At 64.2% G+C, this 20,470-nt stretch carries 13 protein-coding genes; 3 read left to right on the top strand and 10 right to left on the bottom strand.

Annotated elements, in window-relative coordinates:
- Positions 1 to 597 precede the first annotated feature (597 nt).
- From guaA to ACW5W4_RS00710, 4 genes are all read right to left on the bottom strand, one after another.
- Positions 598 to 2,187, bottom strand: coding sequence for a glutamine-hydrolyzing GMP synthase (guaA, locus tag ACW5W4_RS00725; protein ID WP_456688068.1), 1,590 nt, complete (start codon positions 2,185 to 2,187; stop codon positions 598 to 600).
- 83 nt (positions 2,188 to 2,270) lie between these two features.
- Complete coding sequence (gene guaB, locus ACW5W4_RS00720; protein WP_408816579.1) at positions 2,271 to 3,734, bottom strand: IMP dehydrogenase; 1,464 nt, start codon at positions 3,732 to 3,734, stop codon at positions 2,271 to 2,273.
- Positions 3,735 to 3,991: 257 nt separating this feature from the next.
- On the bottom strand, positions 3,992 to 4,633 hold the full coding sequence (locus ACW5W4_RS00715; RefSeq protein ID WP_456688067.1) for a YitT family protein: 642 nt from the start codon (positions 4,631 to 4,633) through the stop codon (positions 3,992 to 3,994).
- A 759-nt stretch (positions 4,634 to 5,392) separates the two neighbouring features.
- Positions 5,393 to 8,599 carry an alpha-amylase family glycosyl hydrolase gene (locus ACW5W4_RS00710; RefSeq protein ID WP_456688066.1) on the bottom strand — a complete coding sequence of 1,069 codons (3,207 nt, stop codon included), beginning with the start codon at positions 8,597 to 8,599 and terminating at the stop codon, positions 5,393 to 5,395.
- A gap of 385 nt (positions 8,600 to 8,984) precedes the next feature.
- Between ACW5W4_RS00710 and ACW5W4_RS00705 the strand changes: the two genes are divergently transcribed.
- On the top strand, positions 8,985 to 9,890 hold the full coding sequence (locus tag ACW5W4_RS00705) for a DMT family transporter (protein WP_456688065.1): 906 nt from the start codon (positions 8,985 to 8,987) through the stop codon (positions 9,888 to 9,890).
- 107 nt (positions 9,891 to 9,997) lie between these two features.
- Positions 9,998 to 11,359, top strand: a complete 1,362-nt coding sequence (gene xseA, locus ACW5W4_RS00700) for an exodeoxyribonuclease VII large subunit (RefSeq protein ID WP_456688064.1) — start codon at positions 9,998 to 10,000, stop codon at positions 11,357 to 11,359.
- A gap of 60 nt (positions 11,360 to 11,419) precedes the next feature.
- On the opposite strand, the gene hutW is transcribed toward xseA, so the two are convergent.
- Complete coding sequence (gene hutW / locus ACW5W4_RS00695; protein WP_456688063.1) at positions 11,420 to 12,787, bottom strand: heme anaerobic degradation radical SAM methyltransferase ChuW/HutW; 1,368 nt, start codon at positions 12,785 to 12,787, stop codon at positions 11,420 to 11,422.
- 240 nt (positions 12,788 to 13,027) lie between these two features.
- Here hutW and ACW5W4_RS00690 point away from each other — a divergent pair, with 240 nt between their 5' ends.
- Entirely contained in the window at positions 13,028 to 14,623 is a 1,596-nt protein-coding gene (locus tag ACW5W4_RS00690) for a methyl-accepting chemotaxis protein (RefSeq protein ID WP_456688062.1), read from the top strand.
- Positions 14,624 to 14,702: 79 nt separating this feature from the next.
- Here ACW5W4_RS00690 and aroG read toward each other — a convergent pair whose 3' ends face one another.
- From aroG to ACW5W4_RS00665, 5 genes are all read right to left on the bottom strand, one after another.
- Positions 14,703 to 15,758 carry a 3-deoxy-7-phosphoheptulonate synthase AroG gene (gene aroG, locus ACW5W4_RS00685; RefSeq protein ID WP_456688061.1) on the bottom strand — a complete coding sequence of 352 codons (1,056 nt, stop codon included), beginning with the start codon at positions 15,756 to 15,758 and terminating at the stop codon, positions 14,703 to 14,705.
- 213 nt (positions 15,759 to 15,971) lie between these two features.
- Complete coding sequence (gene aroA, locus ACW5W4_RS00680; RefSeq protein ID WP_456688060.1) at positions 15,972 to 17,255, bottom strand: 3-phosphoshikimate 1-carboxyvinyltransferase; 1,284 nt, start codon at positions 17,253 to 17,255, stop codon at positions 15,972 to 15,974.
- 206 nt (positions 17,256 to 17,461) lie between these two features.
- Complete coding sequence (gene serC, locus ACW5W4_RS00675; protein WP_456688059.1) at positions 17,462 to 18,550, bottom strand: 3-phosphoserine/phosphohydroxythreonine transaminase; 1,089 nt, start codon at positions 18,548 to 18,550, stop codon at positions 17,462 to 17,464.
- Between the two features lie 232 nt (positions 18,551 to 18,782).
- Entirely contained in the window at positions 18,783 to 19,703 is a 921-nt protein-coding gene (locus tag ACW5W4_RS00670; protein ID WP_456688058.1) for an electron transfer flavoprotein subunit alpha/FixB family protein, read from the bottom strand.
- Positions 19,700 to 20,452 (bottom strand): electron transfer flavoprotein subunit beta/FixA family protein, encoded by a 753-nt coding sequence (locus ACW5W4_RS00665; RefSeq protein ID WP_456688057.1) that lies wholly within the window; start codon positions 20,450 to 20,452, stop codon positions 19,700 to 19,702. Before ACW5W4_RS00665 ends, ACW5W4_RS00670 begins: the two co-directional genes overlap by 4 nt.
- Between the last annotated feature and the right edge of the window lie 18 nt (positions 20,453 to 20,470).

Genomic DNA, 20,470 nt, shown 5'->3' with positions numbered 1-20,470 from the left:
ACACGGTTTACAAGCTTATTGCGGCAGACAAAATCATGATATGTCCATCTTTCCATTAATCGAGCTAGTCCTTGTCTATACAGATCTAGTTATCACCTGTCACTTCTCGGTAGGATGTTGAACAGCCAATTCGAGTACGGTGGTGCAGCGGAGCGTGGGCATCCTATGTCCTGTGGCTCCTTCGACCCGTTGATAAAACAAGATCATCCACACAGAAGACTGTTTGCTGGAAGAAAGCCCTCTTGATAGCGTCTTGGGCCAGCAAGAAGTCACTCGTCCACCAACTGCGTGACAGCAAGCGCTCCTGGACTTGAAGCACCTTCCACAAGCCTCAGGTCGGACATCAACAAATTTGTGATGAAATACACCTAGGGTCCCACTAGCAACGCCATAGCAAGGCACCAATGCAACGCGTTCTTGCAAGTCCGAGACACTCCGCCGATCGACTCGGGCACTCTCCACGACAACGTTGGCAACAGAGCCCTCACCCCCTGCGCCAGGGGCAAAATTTTCTCGCAAACGATTGGAAAAAGAAAAGGCGCCTCAAGGGCGCCTTTTTGACAGTTTTGCGTGATCGCAGGGAGAGGCGTTAGCCGCTTATTCCCATTCGATGGTTGCGGGCGGCTTGCCGGAGACGTCGTACACCACGCGGGAGATGCCGTTGATCTCGTTGATGATGCGGTTCGACACGTGGCCGAGGAAGTCGTACGGCAGATGGGCCCAGTGAGCGGTCATGAAGTCGATGGTCTCGACGGCGCGCAGCGCGATGACCCAATCGTACTTGCGGCCATCGCCCATGACGCCGACGGAGCGCACCGGCAGGAAGACGGCGAACGCCTGGCTGACCTGGTTGTAGAGGTCGGCCTTGCGCAGCTCTTCGATGAAGATGGCGTCAGCCTTGCGCAGCAGATCGCAGTACTCTTTCTTCACCTCGCCAAGGACGCGCACACCCAGACCCGGGCCCGGGAAGGGGTGACGGTAGAGCATGTCGTAGGGCAGGCCGAGCTCGAGGCCGACACGGCGCACTTCGTCCTTGAACAGCTCGCGCAGGGGCTCCACCAGACCCATCTTCATCTCTTCCGGCAGGCCGCCGACGTTGTGGTGAGACTTGATGACATGGGCCTTGCCGGTGGCGCTGGCGGCGGATTCGATGACATCCGGGTAGATGGTGCCTTGCGCCAGCCACTTGGCGTTTTTCAGCTTTTTCGCTTCGTCGTCAAACACTTCCACGAAGACGCGACCTATGGTCTTGCGCTTGGCTTCCGGCTCGTCGATGCCAGCGAGGGCTCCGAGGAAGCGCTCTTCGGCATCGACCTTGATGATCTTGAGGCCGAAATGATCGCCGAACATCTCCATCACCTGCTCGCCTTCGTTCAGGCGCAGCAGGCCGTTGTCGACGAAGACGCAGGTCAGGCGATCGCCGATGGCGCGGTGTACCAGCATGGCGACCACGGAGGAGTCCACGCCGCCGGAGAGGCCCAGGATCACCTCGTCGTCACCCACCTGCTCGCGGATGCGGGCAACGGCGTCGTCGATGATGGTGGCCGGGGTCCAGAGGCATTGGCAGCCGCAGACGTCTTTGACGAAGTGCTCCAGCATGCGGGCACCCTGACGGGTGTGGGTCACTTCCGGGTGGAACTGCACGCCGTAGAAGCGCTTGGTCTCGTCGGCCATGGCGGCGTGGGGACAGGTGCCGGTCTGGGCGATGGTGGTGAAACCCGCCGGGATCTCGGTGACCTTGTCGCCGTGGCTCATCCAGACATCCAGCAGGGCATTGCCGTTGGGGGCGATGGCGTCTTCGATGTTGCGCAAGAGGGCGCTGGTCTGGCCGGATTGACCCAGCACTTCGACCTGGGCATAGCCGAATTCACGTTCGGTGGAAGACTGCACCTTGCCGCCGAGCTGCTCGGCCATGGTCTGCATGCCGTAGCAGATGCCAAACACCGGCACCCCGGCGTTGAACACGTACTCGGGGGCGCGCGGGCTGCCGGCCTCGGTCACGGATTCCGGGCCGCCGGAGAGGATGATGCCGTTGGGATTGAATTCGCGGATCTGCTCTTCGGTCACATCCCAGGCCCACAGCTCGCAGTAGACGCCGATTTCACGGACACGGCGGGCGATGAGCTGGGTGTACTGGGAACCGAAATCCAGGATCAGGATACGGTGATCGTGAATATTTTTAGTCATTTTATTCCTGCATCAGGCTGATGTTGTCACAAAAAGCGTGGGGATAAAAAATCATGGAGAAACGGGGCCGCAGCCCCGTTTCATCAGCCCATCCGGTAGTTGGGGGCTTCTTTGGTAATAGTCACGTCATGGACGTGGGACTCTTTCATCCCGGCGCCGGAGATGCGCACGAACTCGGCCTTGGTACGCATCTCGTCGATGGTGGCGCAGCCGGTCAGGCCCATGGAGGAGCGCAGGCCGCCCATCTGCTGGTGGATGATCTCTTTGAGGCGGCCCTTGTAGGGGACGCGCCCTTCGATCCCTTCCGGCACCAGCTTGTCGGCGGCGTTGTCGGTCTGGAAGTAGCGATCGCTGGAGCCCTTGGACATGGCGCCGAGGGACCCCATGCCGCGGTAGGACTTGAAGGAGCGGCCCTGGTAGAGCTCGATCTCGCCCGGCGCCTCTTCGGTACCGGCGAACATGGAGCCCACCATGACGCAGCTGGCGCCCGCGGCGATGGCCTTGGCCACATCGCCGGAGAAGCGGATGCCGCCATCGGCAATCACCGGCACGCCGGTGCCTTCCAGGGCGTCAACGGCGTCGGAGATGGCGGTGATCTGGGGCACGCCCACGCCGGTCACGATACGGGTAGTACAGATGGAGCCCGGGCCGATGCCGACCTTGACCGCATTAACGCCGGCGGCGACCAGCGCCTTGGCACCGGCGGCGGTGGCGACGTTGCCGCCGATGATCTGCAGATCCGGATAGGCATCACGGGTCGCCTTGATGCGATCCAGCACGCCCTGGGAGTGGCCATGGGAGGAGTCAATCAGCAGCACGTCCACACCGGCTTCCACCAGGGCGGCGACGCGCTCTTCGTTACCGGCACCGGCACCGACGGCGGCACCGACCCGCAGGCGGCCCTTGTCGTCTTTACAGGCGTTGGGCTTGCGCTCGGCCTTCTGGAAGTCCTTGACGGTGATCATGCCCTTGAGCTTGAAGTCGCCGTTGACCACCAGCACCTTCTCGATGCGGTGCTTTTGCATCAGAGCCACCACCTCTTCGCGAGGGGCGCCTTCGCGCACGGTCACCAGACGATCCTTCTGGGTCATGATCTGCTCGACGGTCTGGGAGAGATCAATCACGAAGCGCACGTCACGGCCGGTGATGATGCCCACCAGCAGGTTGCCCTCGGTCACCACGGGGTAACCGGCGAAACCGTTCTTGTGGCTCAGCTCCTTGACCTGGGCGATGGTCATGTCGGGACGCACGGTGACGGGGTCGCTGACCACGCCGCTCTCGTACTTCTTGACCTTGCGCACTTCGGCAGCCTGCTGCTCGATGGACATGTTCTTGTGAATGAAGCCGATACCGCCTTCCTGGGCCAGTGCGATAGCCAGACGGGCTTCGGTCACTGTGTCCATGGCAGCGGAAATCATCGGAATATTCAGGGAGATAGCAGACGTGAGCTGGGTGCGCAGGTCGGCGGTATTGGGGAGAACAGTGGAGTGGGCTGGAACCAACAGTACGTCGTCGAAGGTCAGCGCTTCTTTGGCAATCCTGAGCATGGCAATATCTCACCGTTGAGGAGTGGGGGTGTAAAATATTGCCGACAAATTTTACTCATGGTTTCCCGGTTGGTAAAGAAGTATTTTTGAATTTTTCATGGCATAGCCCGTTTTTAGACGGCCAAACCGCTAAAATACCCATCAATGCAACCCTAACCATGGCGTTTTTCGCGACAAAAGGATCCTTTTTGCCCCTGAACAAATATTCGCCTGACGCCCTGTGTGGCTGTCTCCCGCGAGAGGGGCTCCCTCCCTCGCTACCCCTCTCCTCCCTGATAGCGACCCGGCTTGTGCCAGTTCATCAGCATGGCGTTCATGGCCAGCGCGCTTAAGGTGGACCAGAGCAGCAGGGGGAGCGGCAGGGTGAGCAGAGAGAATACAAACACCAGCACATCAAGCACCATCTGGCTCTTTCCCGCATTGATACCGGCGCGCCGTTGCAGCCAGAGCGTCACCACGCCGGTGCCCCCCACGGAGGCATTGTGGCGCGCCAGAGACAAGACCCCCATGCCGAGAAAGGTCCCCCCCACCAGGGCGGAAAACAGGGGATGGACATAGCTCACCGTCAGCAGCAGCGGCACCGCCTGGGTGGCCGCCGAGAGGGCAAGGTTGACGATCAGTGTCTTGAGGGTGAAGGCGCGCCCCATGGTGACGTAGCAGAACACCATGAAGGGCAGGTTCACCAGGAAGAAGAGCACCCCGATGGGCAGGCTGCTGACGTGGGCGAGCAGCAGGGCGATGCCCGCGATGCCGCCGGTGATCATGCCGGAGCACTTGAGCAGATTGAGCCCCACGGCGATAAACATGACCCCGAGCACCATGCCGTAGACATCGTCCTTGAGGGTGTGGGCCAGGGCCTTGGCTGCCGGCCCGGACGACATGGTCATTTCACCTTCCATATGACTCCTTAACCCGACTTGATGGTGGCATCCATTGCCCGACAACCAGGCCGCGTTGGTGCTGATGGCGGCGGCCTGTTCACCTTGCCGCCTCCAGCCCCCAATCTTGCGACCCCCGCCCCCTGATGTCGCCATCATGGGGATGACAAGACACAGCAAAAAGAGCGCCAATCAAAACAAGAGTCCGGGATAGCATCAAAAATCGAATTTAAATTCTGAAATATCACCAAGGAACAGGTTGAACATGCCAACCCGGGGCGGAGCACCCATGCCTGACCAGCATCTTTGCCCGATTAATCCCAAAGCATGTCGCCCTCCTCCCTTGTCAGCTCGCCTTTTTGGTTGATCATGTCGACAAGATGCCGCTTTGCAGCATGAATAATGCCTGTAACGGGGAGTGCCCGGGGGCGAGGCGACCTGTTTCTTCGGGGCGGGATCCAGAAGCTGATGTGGATGACATGCACCGCATCGGGGCAAATGCACCAATACAGAGCAATTGGGTGGCGCGGGTTTGCCTTGCGGCGCGGCGCAGAGGCGGCAAGGGCACCGCTTTGCTCATTGCTGTGAGCACTGCAATGAGCAGAGCATGAAATGACTCGGGCGACGGGAGGCGCCAGTCCCTTTCCCTCTAATTCGCTAGTTCGCTAGTCAAATCATCCACCAGCTCACCCGCAGCCAGAGTCCCTCAAGATTAGGCAGGTGATGGCATAAAAAAGTCGGCCCCAAGGCCGACTCGCTGCACGCTGTGACAGGGTTTCCTTACTTGAGGTATTTGCCGTCAGCCCCCACCTTGCCAGGGCCGTTCAGTACCCAGACCCGCGCCGAATAGGCGGGCACCGCGAAGCTCAGGCTGCCGTTGCTTACGCTCTGGCTCGCGCCGGTCACCGCGTCCGTGTAGGTGCCGTTCTTCAGGCCGCTCAGGCTTATCTGCTGGGCCGAGTTGGCCGCGAGGCCCACGGCGGCGTAGCTGCCCTCGGCGCCAAGATCGCGCACGAAGCTGATGCCGCTGCCCCACTCGTTCACCTGGCTCATGGGCGCCTTCTGCAGGGCGGGCACCGCCTTGCGGATCTGGTTCAGGCGCTTGATGTGCTGATAGAGCGGGTGACTCGGCGTGGCAGGGTTGTCGAGCACCTCCCCAAAGTAGGCGCGACCGGTCTGATCCACCGTCATGGTGGCCCCGTCGATGTCCTGGGGCTTGCCGGCCTGGAACATCACCTCCTCCCCGTAGTAGAGGGTCGGGATGCCCCGCGCCGTCCAGAGCAGGTTGTAGGTCATGGCCGCATTGCCCTCTTCCCCGCCATAGCGGTACTTGAAGTCATTGTCCGGCCCCACGTCGTGGTTCTGGAAGAAGGTGATGAGTTTGGTGGCATCCCCATAGACCCAGTCCATGGCGAAGATCCCCCCTACCCCGCCAAAGTTCCCCCGGGTGACGTTGTCACGGAAGGTGGAGAACAGCGAGAAGTCCAGTACCGAGAGGCCGGAATCCCCACCTGCGCGGGGATCCGCCGGGTTGGCCGTGGTGCGGGTGTACCACCAGGGGCGGATCACCGCCGAGGCGTTGTCATTGGCCAACTCCGAGCCCCAGCCGGTGCCCTTGACCAGGTTCTCGCCAAAGACGAACAACCCCGGCTTGTGGGCCTGCCAGTCGTGGACATAGGTCAGCAGCTCGTCCCGCTCGATGTGCTTCAAGGTATCGATGCGGATGGCGTCCACCCCCATGTCGAGGTACTGGCGGATGGCGCCGTTGAGGTACTCCTTGACGTTCTGGTTGCCGGTGGCGAGATCGATGCAATCCCCCGCCATGTGCTTGCGCTGCAGGGCGAGCGGGCTCTCCCAGTCACCGCCGGACATGAAGCCGTCCAGGTGATACCAGGCGGGATCCAGGGTCTGGGCATCGATGCCGAAGAAGCGGTTGGGGTTGTAGCCCGCACTCGGCACGGTGGCGCCGGTCTTGGGGTCCACCAGGGGCTGGGTGCCGGCCGGATCGGACTGGCAGCGGGCCTTGTACCAGTCGGGGGCCGCCGGGTTGTCGTCGTCACAACGGTTGGCGCTGGCGTAGTCCCCGAGGTTGCCCTGATAGGGGCCGTTGTCGATGAGTCCCTGGCTCGACCCCGCAGGTACGTAGTATTTGACCGGCAGACGATCGATCCAGGTCTTGCCGCGCAGGCCGTACTGGCTCGAGTGGTTGATCACCACGTCCTGGATCACCTTGAGCCCCTTGGCGTGGGCCGCCTGGATAAACTCGCGGTAACCCGCCCCCGGCGACTCCAGACGGGGATCGACCCGGTAGAAGTCGTAGGCGTGGTAGCCGTGATAGTCGAGGCCGGAGCGGTTCTCCACCGGCGGCGTCACCCAGATGGCGGTGAAGCCGAGATCCTTGATGTAGTCGAGCTTCTCGATGAGCCCCTTGAAGTCGCCGCGCCAGTGGGGGTCCCCAGCCTTGTAGCGATCCCGGTTATGGTAGTTGTTGCTCTCATCGCCATCGTAGAAGCGGGCGGTCAGCAGGAAGTAGATGCTCTCGCCACGAAAATCGCCGCTCGCCACCCCCTGCTCGCTGATACGGTATTCGAAACGCTGCTCGTGCTGATTGCCGCTCTCGTCCACCGCGAGGGTGCGGATCACCAGATCGGTGCCGCTGCCCTTGTCGCTGGCGAGAATGGCCTGACCGGCGTAGAGGGGGGACGCCGTGGTGGGGGTGCTGCCGTCCGTGGTGAAATGCACGGCGGGGGCGCTGTCGTTATCGTCGCTCACCCCCAGGGTGATGGACTGGCTGTCCACATAGCTCCCCGGGGCCGGGGTGGCCGTCACCGTGGGGGCCTGTAGATCCGCCCCGGCCAGTGCCTCCACCTCGATGGCCTTGCGCAGGCTGTCAAAGCAGATGCGATAGCGGGTGTTGGCGCTGACCAGGTAATCCTGGGCCGGATAGGCTTCGGTCAAGTCCCCCTTGTGGTCAATCTTGAAGCGGGGGTTGTTGCTGCCAAACGCCTGCTCGGTGCAGAAGGTGGTGCCATCCTCGCTGGTCATGGGGGTGAGCCCCCAGTTGTTGGCCGTGCCGCGGAAGTACCAGCTGTCGCCGCTCTGTCCTGCCCCGACCACCACGCTCACGCTGCTGCTGCCCTTGGCGCCCTGATCGTCGGTGACCGTCAGGCCATAGGTGAAGGTGCCCGCCTGAGCCGTATTGACGCTGATACTCTCCGTGGTCTCGCCGCTGCTCCACAGATAGCCGGCAATCTGGCCGTCGGGATCCGTGGAGTCGCTGCCGCTCAGGGTGAGCGCATCCCCCACCGCGACATTCAGGATGCCTCCCGGGGTGATGACCGCCAGCGGCGGCTGGTTGTCATCCCCAAGCGGCGCGATGCTGTAGGCCAGGGTCTGGTCGTTGACCTGGATGCGCACCGTGCCGGTGCCACCCCAGAAGATGTCGCCGCCACTTTGCTCCAGCACGCCGTCACCGTTGCTGTCGCCGAAGCTCGCGACCCAGTCGCCCGCCTGGTCAAACTTGAGGCGCTGGTTGGCTCCACCGTCCAGATAGGCCTCGGCCTGCCACAGGTGATCCCCTACCAACGTCATGGGGAGGCTGTCCCAGCCGTTGAAGGTGCCGCGCACGTTGAGCTGCGCCAAGGTGCTGGCAAACCCCGAGGCCTCGCAACTCGCCACCGCCGTCGCGCTTACCGCCTGGGTGCTGGCGTTGATGCGGATCTGGTACGCCGTGTTGGCATTGACCCCATAGTCGGCAGCCGGGTAGCTCTGCTGCCAGTTGCCATACCTGTCTATCTTGAAGCGCGGGCCGCCGCTGGCGTCCCCGCTCACGAAGCGCTGGCAGGTATCAAAATTGACGCCGTCCGTCGACGTCATGGCGGTCGCCGCCCATCCATTCGCGGTGCCCCGGAAGAACCATTCCGCCGCCGTGCTCGGCGCCGTGATCAGGGTGCCCAACAATCCGGCCGCGAGTATCCATCTAGCCATTGATAGTCCTTTATTTTCATTGTGTTGTGTGTGATGCCTGTGTGCCCCGGCATGCCCCCATCCGCGACAGTCCCGCCTTCGGATGAGCCCGACCAGTCTAGAGTCCCGAGTGACCAATTCATGGCCAAGGCGCGCAAAATGTGACCATGGTCGACCTCGCCATTGGCGGTATGTGATTGATAGCGCTTTCATTTCTTGGCGCGGGCGTGAGGGGAACGTTCCCCATCGGGGAGAGCAAGGCGCGCCGCCCGCGGCGGTCATATCGGGGCGCATGATCAGCCCCCGGCCTCCTGCACGGCGCCGTTGCCATCGGTGGCGCTTGCCGCCATGATGCAAGGCCCCCTTGCCATCTCGGGCAGCAGGGCGGTTCATTCAGGGAGAGACCATGAGACCATCGGATTACGGCAGGCTGCTGGCGCTTGCGGCCATCTGGGGTGCCAGCTTTTTGTTCATGCGCATCGCGGCGCCGGCCTTCGGCTCGGTCAACACCACCTTCCTGCGGGTCTTCTTCGCCCTGGTCGGGCTCGCCGCCATGCTGTTGCTGCTGCGCACCCCCATGCAGTTTCAGGGCAAGCTCAAATCCATCATGGTGCTCGGCATCATCAACTCCGGCGTCCCCTTCCTCATGTATGCCGTGGCGGCCCTCTGGCTACCCGCGGGGTATTCCGCCCTCCTCAACGCCACCACGCCCCTGATGGGAGCCCTCATCGGCTTCTCCTTCTTCCACGAGGCGCTGACCTTGCGCAAGTGGGCCGGGGTCATGCTGGGGCTGGTGGGCATAGCCCTCATCACCACCACCGGGGAGGTCGACCTGAGCGGCCAACTGGCCATCGGGGTGCTGGCCTGCCTCATCGCCACCGCCTGCTATGGCTGCGCCGGCTTCCTGACGAGGCGCTGGATCAGCGAGCGGGGCGGCCTGGACGCCAAGCTGGTGGCCTTTGGCAGCCAGATAGGGGCCGTCCTCTTCCTGCTTCCCTTCTTCGGCTACACCCTGGCGACCGGCCCCGCCGTCGACTGGGCCCAGCCTGGGGTCTGGGCCAGCGTGCTGGCGGTTGGCTTTCTCTGCACCGCCCTCGCCTATCTGCTCTATTTCAGGCTGATCGCCGACATCGGCCCCCTGCGAAGCCTCACTGTCACCTTCCTCATTCCCCCCTTCGGCATCCTGTGGGGCTATCTGGTGCTGGGGGAAACCCTCACCGGCGGCTTCGTGTTCGGCGGCGCCGTGGTCTGCCTCGCGGTCTGGCTGGTGACCAGCCCTGCCAAAGCCGTCGCAGCCAAGGCGCAAGCCTAGGCTCTGCTCCATCTGCCGGGCCCCATGGCTCGGCAGATGGACGCAACTGGGGTAAGATGTGCCCCATCGTTTTCCCCGCCCCGGCGGACACCACAGCAGGGCCAGCCTTGAACCACCTCGACCAATCCAGCCAGAACAAGCAGCAGATCTTCACCGTCACCCGCCTCAACAGCGCCGTGCGCATGATCCTGGAGCAGGATCTGGGGCTGGTGTGGCTGACTGGGGAGCTCTCCAACCTGGCGATGCCAAGCTCGGGCCACTGGTACTTTTCCTTGAAAGACATGTCGGCCCAGGTGCGCTGCGCCATGTTCAAAGGCAACAACCGTCGGGTGCCGTTCCGGCCTCAAGATGGCATGCAGGTGCTGGTGCAGGCGCGGGTCTCCCTCTATGAGCCCCGCGGCGACTACCAGCTCATCATCGAGTCCATGCAGCCCGCCGGGGATGGCATGCTGGCCCTGCGCTTCGAGGAGCTCAAGCGCCGCCTCGGCGCCGAAGGGCTGTTCGACGAGGGCCGCAAGCGCCCGCTCCCCCGCGAACCCCGCGCCGTGGGGCTGGTCACCTCAGCCACCGGCGCCGCCCTGCACGACATGCTGACGGTGCTTGAGCGCCGCGCCCCGGACCTGCCCGTTTTTATCTACCCGACCCAGGTGCAGGGCAGCGCCGCCACCGCCCAGATCGTCTCGGCGATCCTGCTTGCCAACCGCCGCGCCGAGGTGGATGTGCTCATCGTCGGACGCGGCGGCGGGTCGCTCGAAGATCTCTGGTGCTTCAACGAGGAGGCGGTGGCACGGGCCATTGCCAACTCCGCCATCCCCGTCGTGAGCGCCGTGGGCCACGAGGTGGATGTCACCATCAGCGACTTCGCCGCCGACCTTCGCGCCCCCACCCCCTCAGCCGCCGCCGAGCTGGTGGCACCGGACAGAAGCGCCCGCGCCCAGCGCCTGGTTCACCTCAAGCAGCGTCTGGTGCAGGCCATCTCCCGGCGCCAGACCGCCGCCCGCCATGGCTTCGTCCTGCTGCAAAAGCGGCTCGACCATCAGGATCCCAAGCGCCGGCTGGAGCAGCAATCCCAGCGCCTCGACGAGCTCGACCGCCGCTTGCAGCAGTACCTGCGTGATCGCCTGCACCAGGGGGAGCGGCGCCTGGCGGGCCTCGCCATGCGCCTGCAGGCCAGAAGCCCCGAGAAGCTGCTGGCCGCCGGCAAGCGCCGTCACCAGCTGGCCGAGGAGCGCCTCCATGCCCTGATGAGCAAGCGCCAGGATCTGGCCGCCCACCGCCTCGCCATGCTGGGAGCCCGGCTCGACGGCATCAGCCCGCTGGCCACCCTGGGGCGGGGTTACTCCATCACCCGCACCCCAAGTGGCGAGGTGATAAGCCGCGCCGCCCAGGTGAGTCCTGGCCAGCAACTGGTCACCACGCTTGCAGAGGGGGGGCTGCGAGTGCGGGTGGAGGAAGTGCACAACCCATGACGAAACAAGGGGGCCTTCAACTGGCCCCCTTTCGTTCCCTCCTCCTCTTGCCCCTGCCCGCTATACCGGCGAATGATGCCTGGTCCCGCCCGGATAAGCGGCGGGAGTTGCCGCCTCCCCTTCCAGGGGATTTGCCTGCAGATACTCGAACAAGCCCACCTGCAGATTGACGTTCCAGAAACGCCCCGCCAGGGTCAGCGCCAGTATCTCCCCAATCAGCTCGGCCAGGCCATGCTGCTGCCAGCGTTCAAAGAGCGGTAACAGATGCCCCCGCAAGGGGGGCGGCAAGCACTCTAGGGCCAGCCAGCCGGTATCGAGGCCACCGCGCAGCAGGCCGTCGATGGACGCGTTGGGATTGGGCCTCATCACCATGCCGGGGGCACGCACGCCGGCGGTCAGCGCCTCATGCCAGGACGCCAGATCCCGGCCATACATGAAGCCGTGGCTGTGAATCTTGCCCCCCGCCCCCGCGCCGAAGGGCAGGATCTCGGCGCCCCACTTGGCCATCTGGTTGTAGCGGCTCTGCTCGGCATCGGTGCGCCGCCAGTGGCTGCAGGAGAGTCGCTGCCAACCCCCCTGCTCCAGGGTGTGGGCGCCATAGGCATACATGGCCGCCCGCTGCTGACCATCGGCGGCCCAGCCGAGCCGGCCCTTCTCCTGCGCCCGATCCAGATGGGTGCCCTGCATGGGGATGAGCTGGTAGAGATCCACCCCGTGCACCCCGCTCGCCATCACATCCGCGATGTCTTGGCGCCACAGGGCATCATCCTGCCCCGGCAGACCGAAGATGAGATCCGCCACGATCACCGCCTCGTTGTGGCGGGTCAGCGCCGCCAGCCGGGCCAACACCGTCTCCCTGTCATCGAAGCGGGCCGCCTGCTGGCGCACGCGGGTATCAAAACTCTGCACCCCGAACGAGAAGCGGTTGAAGCCACCCGCCAGGGCCGTCTGCCACTTCTCGTCATCAAAGCCGTTGAGCCGCCCCTCCAGGGTCAGCTCCGCATCCGCGGTCAGGGGAAAACGCTGTATGGCATGGGCCAGGCGGGCGAGATCCGCCGCCACCATGTCGGTCGGGGTGCCGCCCCCCACATAGACCGCCGAGAAAGGCCGACTCTGGCCAAAGGGGGACTCGGCGGCCCGTTGCAGGCTGTCGCACAGGGCCGCCATATAGCGGCTCATGCGCGCCGGATTGGCGCCGTTTTCGAAGAAGTTGCAAAAACTGCAGCGCTTGCGGCAAAACGGGACATGGATATAGAGCGCCCGCTCCTGAGCCTCGCTCGGCCGCTGCCACCAGGCTCGCCAGCCGGCGTCGTCCAGCATCAGGGGGACGGCGGCGCCCCGGCTGGCATGGGCCGAGGTCTTGGCGGTGAAGGCGAACGTGAGGGGATCCGGGGTGGAACGCCCCGTCATGGTGGATGTCAGTCTCATCGGGGGTCTGCCAATATGGTGTTTATGCTAATGATAATTACTATCAACAATGCGATGACTTGCGCCAGATCAACTGAAGATCAATCACCACACCTGGCTACCCGTGGTTAACGCCACGGCTGGATCCCGTTAACAGAATCCTTACTAAAGATGCGGTAATGTGTGCCGATAGAGAACCATCACCGACGGGCAAGCCGCCCGCTCGGCTCCCCCCTTTCTGCCGCACGGATCCGGTTACCCATGAAAAACCTCTCCCTCAACTGGAAAATCTTTCTCCCCCTGGCCCTGGTGATAGGGGCCAGCTTCACCCTCAGCTTCGAGCTCTCCGCCTGGCTGCAGCGGGATCTCGCCCTGCGCCTGGCCGACGAGAAGGTGCAGAGCATGGCCAACAGCTACATGGATCAGCTCAACGTCATGATGGTGACGGGGGTCATTGCCAATCGGGCCCTGGTGCAGACCAAGATCAAGAGCGAGACCGGCATCACCCAGGCGCGTTTGATCCGCGCCCCCGCCATCAGCCAGCTGTTTGGCCCGGGTCACGGCGATCAGCAGATAGAAGATGATCTGGACAGGCGCGCCATCGAGCAGGGGGAGACGGTGCTGATCCAGCAGGAGAAGCAGCTCACCCTCGTCAAACCCTTCAAGGCCTATCAGGAGTATCGCGGTACCCAGTGCCTCACCTGCCATCAGGTGGCCGAGGGTACCGTCATGGGGGCCGTGCGCATCAGCTATGACCTGAGCCATATCTTTGCCGAGATCCGCCACAACAACTGGCTGCTGAGCGGCTGCCTGGGGGCAGTGTTCAGCCTGGGGTTCGGGCTGCTGTGGTGGGTGCTGCAACGGCACGTCAAGGGCCCCATCAACCGGTTGCAGCGCACCATGATGCAGATGGCCAGGGAGCGCGACCTCTCCCTGCTCCTGGTCAACCACAGCCAGGATGAGCTGGGCCAGATGACCCGGGCGGTCGATGAGATGGTGCAGGGGTTTCGCCTCAGTCTGGCCGAGGTAGAGGGGGCCACCGCCCAGCTCTATCTGGGCTCGGATCAGATCCGCGAGGGGGCGGCACGTACCGAGCACGCGGCGCGCCAGCAGGAGCTGATGACGGTCCAGGTCGCCACGGCGGTGAGCGAGCTGGCGGCCAGCTCCCACGAGGTGCGCGAGCACGCCCGCCATAGCGCCGAGCTCTCCGCCCTCACCAACGAGGATGCGGCCCACACCAGCCGCCTCGCCCGCCATGCCATCACGGACATGGACGAGATGGCGGCCGAGATAGCCAGGGTCGATGCGGTGATCCAGCAGCTCGACAGCCGCTGCCTCGCCGTGGACGGGGTGCTGGAGGTGATCAAGGGGATCGCGGATCAGACCAATCTGCTGGCCCTGAACGCCGCCATCGAGGCGGCCCGGGCCGGGGAGCAGGGGCGCGGCTTCGCCGTGGTGGCCGAGGAGGTGCGTGCCCTCTCCAGCCGCAGCCGCAGCGCCAGCGAGGAGATTGCCGGCATGATAGCCGCCCTGTTGCAGGAGGCCCAGAGCGCGGTGGCCGTGATAGGGGATGCCAGGGTCAAGGCGAAGGAGAGCATAGGCAAGACGGAGGATACCCTGACGGCGATGCAGGCCATCATCACCCGGATCGCCAGCATCAATGATCTCAATGCCCAGATGGCGCAATCGGCCGAGGAGCAGGACAGGGTCTGTCAGGAGGTGGACGGCGCCGTCCATGAGATCCGAAGCCGGTCGAACGACACCCTCGGCCAGGCCCATGAGGCCAGCCTCGCCAGCACGCGCTTGGCCAGCCAGTGCCAGGCCCTGGAGGCCCTGCTCAAGACCTATCGCCGCTGATCCGATCGGGGGGGCAGCGCCACGATGCCCACAAAAAAGCGCGACCGGGTCGCGCTTTTTCACTGGCTTCAGGCTGTCATCAGAGGGCGTTGCGCTCGGCCACCGCCTCGGCCAGGGTACGCAGCAGGGTCTCGGTGTCGTCCCAGCCGATGCAGGCGTCCGTGATGCTCTGACCGAAGGTGAGCTGGCACCCTTCCACCAGATCCTGACGTCCTTCCACCAGATGGCTCTCCACCATGACGCCGAACACCGCCTTGCTGCCGGCGCGGATCTGGCCCGCCACATCCTCGGCCACCCGCATCTGGTTCTTGAACTGCTTGCTGCTGTTGGCGTGGCTGAAGTCGATCATCACCTTCTGGGGCAGACCCGCCTTGTCCAGCCCTTTCACCACCTCGTCCACGTGGGCGGCGCTGTAGTTAGGCTCACGGCCGCCGCGCAGTATGATATGGCAGTCCGGGTTGCCGGCGGTGGAGACGATGGCGGAGTGACCGTACTTGGTCACCGACAGGAAGTGGTGGGGCGCGCTGGCGGCGCCGATGGCGTCAATCGCCACCTTGATGGTGCCGTCTGTGCCGTTCTTGAAGCCCACCGGGCAGGAGAGGCCGGAGGCCAGCTCGCGGTGTACCTGGGATTCGGTGGTGCGGGCACCGATGGCGCCCCAGCTCATCAGATCCGCCACGTATTGCGGGGTGATCATGTCGAGGAACTCGGAGGCGGTCGGCATGCCCAGATCGTTGAGCTCGAGCAGCAGCTTGCGACCGATGCGCAGGCCGTCGTTGATCTTGAAGCTGTTGTCCAGATGGGGATCGTTGATCAGCCCCTTCCAGCCCACCGTAGTGCGCGGCTTCTCGAAGTAGACCCGCATCACGATTTCCAGCTGATCCTTGTACTGCTCGCGCAGCGCCTTGAGGCGCTTGCCGTATTCGACGGCGGCGACCGGATCATGGATGGAGCAGGGACCGATCACCACCAGCAGGCGCTGATCTTCGCCGGACAGGATCTGGTGGATGGCCTGACGGGATTCAAATACGGTGGAGACGGCCGCCTCGGTCGCCGGAAACTTCTCAAGCACCGCAACCGGGGGTAATAACTCTTTGATTTCACTGATACGAACGTCATCGGTTTGATGCTGCATACTTCGGCTTCCTGCTTGGCTAGACACATTGCTTGCACCAATCTAGCCCGAGGGGCCCAGGGGTGTAAATAGAAAATTACATCCCTTAATAAAATATTTTTAGGTCAATGATTGCATGTTACAGGAATGCTGCTAGGGAGAGGCGAGATCAAAAAGGCCCGCTGGGTGCGGGCCTCGACGGGTCGTGATCAGACTGCGCCATCAGGAGATGCCTCAGGCATCCTGGCTGATGCTGGCCAGCTTGTCGAAATAATCGGGGAAGGTCTTGGAGGTGCAACCCGGATCATTGATGGTCACCGGGGTATCCGACAGGGCCACCAGGGAGAAGCACATGGCGATGCGGTGATCGTTGTAGGTGTCGATCTCGGCATGGTGCAACCGGGCCGGCGGCGTCACCTGGATGAAGTCGTGCCCCTCCTCCACCTCCACACCCAGCTTGCGCAGCTCGGTTGCCATGGCGTGCAGGCGATCCGTCTCCTTCACCCGCCAGTTGTAGATGTTGCGAATGGCGGTGGGCCCTTCGGCAAACAGGGCCGTGGTGGCGATGGTCATGGCCGCATCCGGGATCTGGTTCATGTCCATGTCGATGCCGTGCAGGGGGGCCTGCTCGGCCTCGATGAAGTCGTCGCCCCAGGTGATGCGGGCCCCCATCTTCTCCAGCACGTCGGCGAAGTGAATGTCGCCCTGGATGCTGTGCTTGCCGATCCCGGTCACCCGCACCTTGCCCTTGATGGCACCCGCCGCGAGGAAATAGGAGGCGCTGGAGGCGTCACCCTCCACCAGGAAGTCACCCGGGCTGACATAGGTCTGGTTGCCCTGGATGTAGAAGATCTGGTAGTTGTCGTGCTCTATCACCACGCCAAACTGCTTCATGATGTGCAGTGTGATGTCGATGTAGGGCTTGGAGACCAGTTCACCCTTGATGTGGATGCGGGTATCGCCGGCCGCCATGGGGGCCGCCATCAGGAAGGCGGTGAGGAACTGGCTGGAGACGGAGCCGTCGACGTGTACGTCGCCGCCCCACAGCCCCTTGGCATCGATGGCCAGCGGCGGGAAGCCATCGCGCTTGAGGTATTGCACATGGGCACCGGCCTCGCGCAGGGCATCCACCAGATGGCCGATGGGGCGCTCTTCCATGCGCGGCTCGCCGGTCAGCATGTATTCGCCGGAACCCAGGCACAGGGCGGCGCACAGGGGGCGCATGGCGGTGCCGGCGTTGCCGAGAAACAGGGTGACAGGCTCACTCACCGCGAAGCTGCGGCCCAGTCCTTGCACCTCGCATACCGTCTTGTCGGCGGAGAGCTTGTACTTGACCCCGAGCTGGGTCAGCGCCGCCAGCATGTGGCGAATGTCATCGCTGTCGAGCAGGTTGGTGAGGCGGGTGGTGCCCCGCGCCAGCGCCGCCAGCAGCAGGGCCCGGTTAGACACGCTCTTGGAGCCGGGCAGATTGACCACCCCCTCGACCCGAGCAATAGGTTCCAAACGCAACGAATTCATAGCCTTCCTGTACCGATATCAAAAAACACCTGCCCGGACGTTAACAGCCAAGGGCAAGGAGGGCAAGGCTCTTGCTTGCCCCCTCTCCTCGCCGGCCCGCAGGGAGGGTGTCAAAGTGAAACGAGGCGGCGCCCCGAGGAGCGCCGCCCATAGAACTGGCCTCTGCCACGCCCGGGACGCGGCAGCAAGGGGCATGCCCCTTGCACTCAACCGTGCTGCTTGGCGAAACGCTCCATGAAGCTCACCAGCGCCTCGACCCCGGCCAGAGGCATGGCGTTGTAGAGGCTGGCGCGCATGCCGCCGACGATGCGGTGCCCCTTGAGCGCCAGCAGACCGGCGGCCTCGGATTCGGCCAGGAACAGCTTGTCCAGACGGTCATCCTTGAGCTGGAACGGCACGTTCATGCGCGAGCGGCAGGCCAAGTCCACCTGGTTGGCGTAGAAGCTGGAGTCGTCAATGTAGCCGTAGAGCAGCTCGGCCTTGGCGCGGTTGCGCGCCTCTATCTCGCCAAGCCCTCCCTGCTCTTTGAGCCACTCGAACACCAGACCGGCCAGGTACCAGGCGTAGGTGGGCGGGGTGTTGAACATGGAGTCGTGCTTGGCGGTCAGGGCATAGTCAAACACCGCGGGCACGTCGCTCCTGGCCTGGGCCAGCAAGTCGTCCCGCACGATGGCGATGGCCAGGCCAGAGGGGCCTATGTTCTTCTGGGCGCCGGCGTAGAGCACGCCGAAGCGGCTCACGTCCACGGGGCGCGAGAGGATGGTGGAGGAGAGATCCGCCACCAAAGGCACGTCCCCCGTGGCCGGGATGTCGAACATCTCTATGCCATCGATGGTTTCGTTCGGGCAGTAGTGAACATAGGCGGCATCGCTGCGAAACGCCGGGGTCGGCAGCAGCTGGCTCACTCCCTCCGCCGTCTTGGCCACGCCGGCATGGGTCAGGATGTCGCCATACTTGTGGGCCTCGTCCACGGCGCTCTGGGCCCAGACCCCGGTCAGCAGGTAATCCGCTTTCTTGTTGGCCCCCCCCAGCAGGTTCATGGGCACGGCGGAGAACTGGCCGCGGCCACCGCCGTGCATGAAGAGCACCTTGTAGTTGGCGGGAATGGCGAGCAGCTCGCGCAAGTCGGCCTCGGCCTTCTCGGCCACCGCCATAAAGGGTTTGCCGCGGTGGGAAAGCTCCATGACAGAGGCACCCAATCCCTGGAAATTACAAAATTCGCGCTGAGCGCGCGCCATGACTTCGACCGGCAACATGGCTGGGCCGGCGCAGAAGTTGTAAACCTGTTTGCTCATGACACTTTCCGTGAGGTGGTAAAGAGTGGAAGACTCCCTCGTTTTTACACGAAACAGCGCCCCTTCGGCAAAGGCTTTTTGGGAGCTGGGTCAAGGTTTTGCGCCCCCTGCCCCGGGCCGGGTGGAGGAAATGTCATGGCGCCGCGCCGGCCGGGGGCTCCCCGGCTGGGGCTGGGGCCAGGCGAGGAGAGCCGGGGAAGCCCCCCCTTGCCTGGCCAATACGCCCGGGCGGCTAGATCTTGGCGGTCAGCTCGGGCAGCAGGGTGAACAGGTCCCCCACCAGGCCGTAATCGGCAACCTGGAAGATGGGAGCCTCGCCATCCTTGTTGATGGCGACGATCACCCTGGACTCCTTCATGCCCGCCAGATGCTGGATGGCCCCCGAGATGCCGACGGCGATGTAGAGCTCGGGAGCGACCACCTTGCCGGTCTGACCCACCTGCAGATCGTTGCCGACAAATCCCGCATCCACCGCGGCCCGGGAGGCGCCGACCGCCCCCCCCAGCTTGTCCGCCAGGGCCTCGATCAACGCGAACTGCGCTTTCGAGCCCAGGGCCCTGCCCCCGGAGACCACCACCCGGGCGTTGCCAAGCTCGGGGCGGCTCGACACCACCGCCTGGCGGGAGACAAACCGGGTGCGCGCCGCGATGGCAAGGGGGGGCAGCGTCTCTATCGGCGCGCTCTCTGCGCCCTGCGGCGCCGCGCCGAAGCTGCTGGCCCGCAGCGTCATCAGCTTGATGGGGGCACTGCTCTGCACCCGGGCCAGGGCATTGCCCGCATAGATGGGGCGCACGAAGGTATCGGCTCCCTCGATGGCGGTCACCTCGGAGAGCATCTCCATCCCCAGCCGCGCCGCCACCCGGGGCAGCAGATCCTTGGCCGCGGTGCCCGCCGCCATCATCACATGGTGATAATCCCGGGCCAAGGCCGCGAGGGGCCCATCCAGGCCGTCGCACCACGCCTCTGCCAGCTCCGCCAGCAGCACCCGCGATACCCCTTGCAGGCGGGCCGCCTCTTCGGCGCCCTGGCCGGGATTCTGGCCGATCAGCAACAGGTGGATCTCCCCCCCCAGGAGGCCTGCTGCCCCCACCAGGCGCGCCGTGCTGGCAGTCAGGGGGCCTTGTGTTTGCTGCGCAATGATCAGTGTGCTCATCCCAGTACCTTCGCCTCGTGCTTGAGTTTGTCCACCAGCTCGTCCACCGAGCCGACCCGGATGCCGGCGCGCCTTGGCGGCGGCGCCATGACCCCGAGCAGCCGGGTCTGACCGGCGGGCTCGACCCCAAGCGCCGCAAAGGGCGCGCTCTCAATCGGCTTGCGCTTGGCCTTCATGATGTTGGGCAGGGAGACAAAGCGCGGCTCGTTGAGGCGCAAGTCCACCGTCACCACGGCGGGCAGTCCCATGGCGAGGGTCTCCAGGCCCCCGTCCACCTCCCGGGTCACCTGCATCTCCTCCCCGTCGAATGCCATGGCCGAGGCGAAGGTGGCCAGCGGCCAGTCGGTGAGGGCCGCCAGCATCTGGCCGACCTGGTTGTTGTCGGAGTCGATGGACTGCTTGCCCAGCAGCACCAGATCCGGCCGCTCCCGCTCGCAGATCCCTTGCAGCGCCCGGGCCACGGTCAGCGGCTCGAGCCGCTCGTCGGTGACATAATGCAGCGCCCGATCGGCCCCCAGGGCCAGGGCATGGCGCAGCTGCTCCGCCGCCGCCTCCGGCCCCAGGGTCACCACCACCAGTTCGCTCGCCACCCCGGCTTCCCGCAGCCTCACCCCCTGCTCCACCGCTATCTCGCAAAACGGGTTGATCCCCATCTTGACGTTGGCCAGCTCCACATCGGAGCCATCGCTCTTGACCCGGATCCTGACGTTGTAATCGACGACCCGTTTGACTGCTACCAGCAGCTTCATTCGACCACTCCTTATCCC

The sequence above is a fragment of the Aeromonas crassostreae genome, from assembly GCF_054052445.1.
This window is presented reverse-complemented; position numbering and strand designations above follow the sequence as displayed.

What these genes read in the sequence shown, in the direction of transcription:
- ACW5W4_RS00710 (WP_456688066.1), bottom strand. Translation starts at nt 8,599, where the DNA reads ATGGCTAGATGGATACTCGCGGCCGGATTGTTGGGCACCCTGATCACG.
- ACW5W4_RS00705 (WP_456688065.1), top strand. Translation starts at nt 8,985, where the DNA reads ATGAGACCATCGGATTACGGCAGGCTGCTGGCGCTTGCGGCCATCTGG.
- ACW5W4_RS00665 (WP_456688057.1), bottom strand. Translation starts at nt 20,452, where the DNA reads ATGAAGCTGCTGGTAGCAGTCAAACGGGTCGTCGATTACAACGTCAGG.
- guaA (WP_456688068.1), bottom strand. Translation starts at nt 2,187, where the DNA reads ATGACTAAAAATATTCACGATCACCGTATCCTGATCCTGGATTTCGGT.
- aroA (WP_456688060.1), bottom strand. Translation starts at nt 17,255, where the DNA reads ATGAATTCGTTGCGTTTGGAACCTATTGCTCGGGTCGAGGGGGTGGTC.
- ACW5W4_RS00670 (WP_456688058.1), bottom strand. Translation starts at nt 19,703, where the DNA reads ATGAGCACACTGATCATTGCGCAGCAAACACAAGGCCCCCTGACTGCC.
- hutW (WP_456688063.1), bottom strand. Translation starts at nt 12,787, where the DNA reads ATGAGACTGACATCCACCATGACGGGGCGTTCCACCCCGGATCCCCTC.
- guaB (WP_408816579.1), bottom strand. Translation starts at nt 3,734, where the DNA reads ATGCTCAGGATTGCCAAAGAAGCGCTGACCTTCGACGACGTACTGTTG.
- aroG (WP_456688061.1), bottom strand. Translation starts at nt 15,758, where the DNA reads ATGCAGCATCAAACCGATGACGTTCGTATCAGTGAAATCAAAGAGTTA.
- serC (WP_456688059.1), bottom strand. Translation starts at nt 18,550, where the DNA reads ATGAGCAAACAGGTTTACAACTTCTGCGCCGGCCCAGCCATGTTGCCG.
- ACW5W4_RS00690 (WP_456688062.1), top strand. Translation starts at nt 13,028, where the DNA reads ATGAAAAACCTCTCCCTCAACTGGAAAATCTTTCTCCCCCTGGCCCTG.
- ACW5W4_RS00715 (WP_456688067.1), bottom strand. Translation starts at nt 4,633, where the DNA reads ATGGAAGGTGAAATGACCATGTCGTCCGGGCCGGCAGCCAAGGCCCTG.